Source organism: Streptomyces sp. TRM68367 (assembly GCF_014495685.1).
GTDB lineage: Bacteria > Actinomycetota > Actinomycetes > Streptomycetales > Streptomycetaceae > Streptomyces.
Map to the genome: position 1 here is coordinate 1 of NZ_JACTVI010000230.1, position 2,817 is coordinate 2,817.

General features: G+C 64.6%; 5 protein-coding genes. 3 read left to right on the forward strand and 2 right to left on the reverse strand.

The window, feature by feature from the left end; all coding sequences use genetic code 11:
* On the reverse strand, positions 1 to 343 hold a 343-nt coding region (locus H8R17_RS46110), incomplete at its 3' end, for a hypothetical protein (RefSeq protein WP_223126178.1).
* On the opposite strand from H8R17_RS46110, the gene H8R17_RS44955 reads away from it, so the two are divergent.
* Positions 342 to 491, forward strand: a complete 150-nt coding sequence (locus H8R17_RS44955) for a hypothetical protein (protein ID WP_187828915.1) — start codon at positions 342 to 344, stop codon at positions 489 to 491. The genes H8R17_RS46110 and H8R17_RS44955 overlap by 2 nt on opposite strands.
* Before the next feature lie 848 nt (positions 492 to 1,339).
* On the opposite strand, the gene H8R17_RS44960 is transcribed toward H8R17_RS44955, so the two are convergent.
* Entirely contained in the window at positions 1,340 to 1,507 is a 168-nt protein-coding gene (locus H8R17_RS44960) for a hypothetical protein (protein ID WP_187828916.1), read from the reverse strand.
* Positions 1,508 to 1,528: 21 nt separating this feature from the next.
* Here H8R17_RS44960 and H8R17_RS44965 point away from each other — a divergent pair, with 21 nt between their 5' ends.
* On the forward strand, positions 1,529 to 2,206 hold the full coding sequence (locus tag H8R17_RS44965) for a hypothetical protein (protein WP_187828917.1): 678 nt from the start codon (positions 1,529 to 1,531) through the stop codon (positions 2,204 to 2,206).
* A 122-nt stretch (positions 2,207 to 2,328) separates the two neighbouring features.
* Entirely contained in the window at positions 2,329 to 2,637 is a 309-nt protein-coding gene (locus H8R17_RS44970) for a hypothetical protein (protein WP_187828918.1), read from the forward strand.
* Positions 2,638 to 2,817: the final 180 nt, after the last annotated feature.

Here is a 2,817-nt window from a genome sequence, read left to right on the forward strand (position 1 = left end):
CCGACGCCGCGCTGTCCATGGCGGCGGCCGTTCCGGGCTTGGGTATGGCGGCGACTGCTGCCAAGTACGCCAAGAAGGGCGCCAAGGCCGTCGACGCGGTCAAGGGCGGCAGCAAGGCGGCCAAGAAGGCCAAGAGCGGCGTCAGGAAGGCCAAGGACGCCGGCAAGAAGGCAAGGAGATCGGCCAGAAGGTCAAGAACAAGGTCAAGCGGAAGAGCTGCAAGAAGAACAGCTTCGTCCCCGGCACCAAGGTGCTCATGGCCGACGGGTCCACGAAGGCCATCGAGGACGTCAAGCAGGGCGAGCTGGTCCTGGCCTCCGACCCGGAGACCGGCAACGGGCATGTGGCTGCAGACCGCGGCCGGCACCTGGGTCCAGATCACCGCGATCGACGACACCCACCGCACCCAGCGCGTCCACAACCTCACCGTCGACGGCCAGCACACCTACTACGTGCTGAGGGCGGCAACTGCAAGGTTCGGCGCGTTGTAACTGCGCACCTGCGACGGCCCGCCGGTTCTGCCGGCGGGCCGTTTCGGTTGACTCGGGAGTCAACCGAAGGAGAGGGTGGACAGTATGACTGTGCGATTTTCCGCTGGAAGTACCTTGAAGGTCCCGGTGTCCGGTGAAAGATTTGCTTACTGCGTCATGCTCACCGTTCGCCCGTACTTCGCATTCTTCTCCGATGTCTCGCAATCCGAAGAATCTGTACGCCTAGGCAACCTCGCAGGCGCCCCCCTTTTTGTTGTGTCTGTGTACAGTTCTGCGTATTCGCGAGGCAGGTGGAGTGCTGTACTGGGGCGTGTGAAGAGGGCGTCTCTTCCCCCTATTCCTTGCTTCTTCCGGCAGAACGCCCTCAACTTGAATGATTGCGAGATTGTCGATGCCCAGGGGAATGTTCAACAGGCAACCCCTGCGGAGTGTGTGGGTTTGGAGAGGAGCGCTGTGTGGGCCGCTGAGCACGTTGAGCAACGCATCGACGACATGTATGCAGGCCGTCCGAATGCTTTTGTTGAATCCATGAATTTGAAACTACAGTAGATGCTATGGGTGAGCAGCAGCGCTGTTGTCAAGCGTTGGCAAGTTGGGAGCTTTCGATCAAGTCCCGTTTCAGAGCCGAGGGATACAGTACCGAGTCAAATCGGCTGACCGCGCTCATGGTCGGGATCGGGGAGCCGAGGGCTCGCCCCGGCTCTGCCGCGGTTCTGTCAGGCCGCCGACGTGGGTGATTGACGACCGTAGGCGACCGTCTGCCGGTCGTTCCAGCTTGGCGGACGGCCCGGTCGAAAGGCCGCCCGCCCTCTGGGAGGGACAAGGGACGCACGGCCGATCATCGGCCGCTACCGGGCGCGCGGGTCGTACCCGGTGCGGCAGCGGGGGCAGCGGCATGGGGGCCATGCCAGTGAGTCGGCGACCCGTTCCGGGTCCGGGGTGGCCTTGATCGTGCGCCGGCGGGTTCGGCCGATGTCTTTTCCGTCCGGGGTGAGCCGGTAGGTCGCGATGGTCATGCGCGACTTGACACGGTGTCGGTGTTCGACTATGACCCGCAGGACCGTATCGCCAAGGTCACCAAGACCGGGGACGCGGCGGGTACGGAGGCGTACGTCTACGACTCCAACTCCAACATCGTCGAGCAGACGACCGGCGGGGTGACGTCGACGTCGACGTACGACCGCAACCGGCTGCTGAAGACGACGACGGCGGGTGTGGCGTCGACGTACAACTACGACCCGCTGGGCCGCCTGGACACCGTCTCGTCCAACGGCAGCGTGCAGGAGAAGTACACGTACGACGGGTTCGACCGTATCGCCAAGTACACGGCGGGCACGGGTGCGTCGGCGAAGTCGACGACGTACGAGTACGACGCCTTCGACCGCACGGCTTCGGAGACCACGTCCGGAACGAACGGGAAGACGACCGTCTTCACGTACCTGGGTATGGAGAACAAGGTGCTGGCCGAGGAGGTCGCGGGTAAGGCGACCAGGTCCTACCAGTACGCGCCGTGGGGCCAGAAGCTGACCCAGATCAAGCACAACACCGACGCCACGAAGGAGTACTCGCACTACCTGTACCACCCCAAGGGTGACGTGGAGGCGGTCACCAAGCCCGATGGCACTACGCGGGCGACGTACGGCTACACGGCGTACGGCTCGGACGACGAGGGCCGCTTCACCGGCGCCGACAGGCCGGACGCGGCGAAGGCATGACGCGCCTGGCGGATTGCCACGTAAGGTTCCTGCCCGGTGACCGAGGGCATACAGCCTCGGTCACCGGGCAGGGCCACGCACATGGGGAGTCAAGAGTGGTACGTGAAGAACGCAAAGATCCGGTGGAGATCCTCGCGCGCGTTTCCGGTCCCGGTCCGCAGGGAGGAGACCCCGAGCGCGCCTACCAGGTCTGGGTGCACTTCGCCCGTAAGGCGGGGTGGAACGTCACCGAGAACCCAGGGTTCCAAGGATTGCGGGGCGGCACGGAGTGCGGCCGAGTTGAGATCGAAGGTCTGGAATACCGCGTGCACTACGGGCTCAGGGTTCGCCTGACCCTCGTGGATGACTCCGCCGGACGTGTCACCCACCGGCCGATCCTGGACCATGCGGCGTGGGCGGAACCCGTTCTTGAGGGATACACCTTGGAGTGATGCAGGCGCCACAAACTAGTTGATCCAGTCGCCCTGCAGGATGTCGTGGACCGAATCGAGGATTCTGGCGTGCGTCCCCGAGCGTAAAGGATGCACGGCCGTGGCCCGGCGCACCGGCAGGTGGTGCGCGCACACCAGCCACGCGGCCCGCGCAGCGAGCTTCGGCCCGTACTGGGTCCG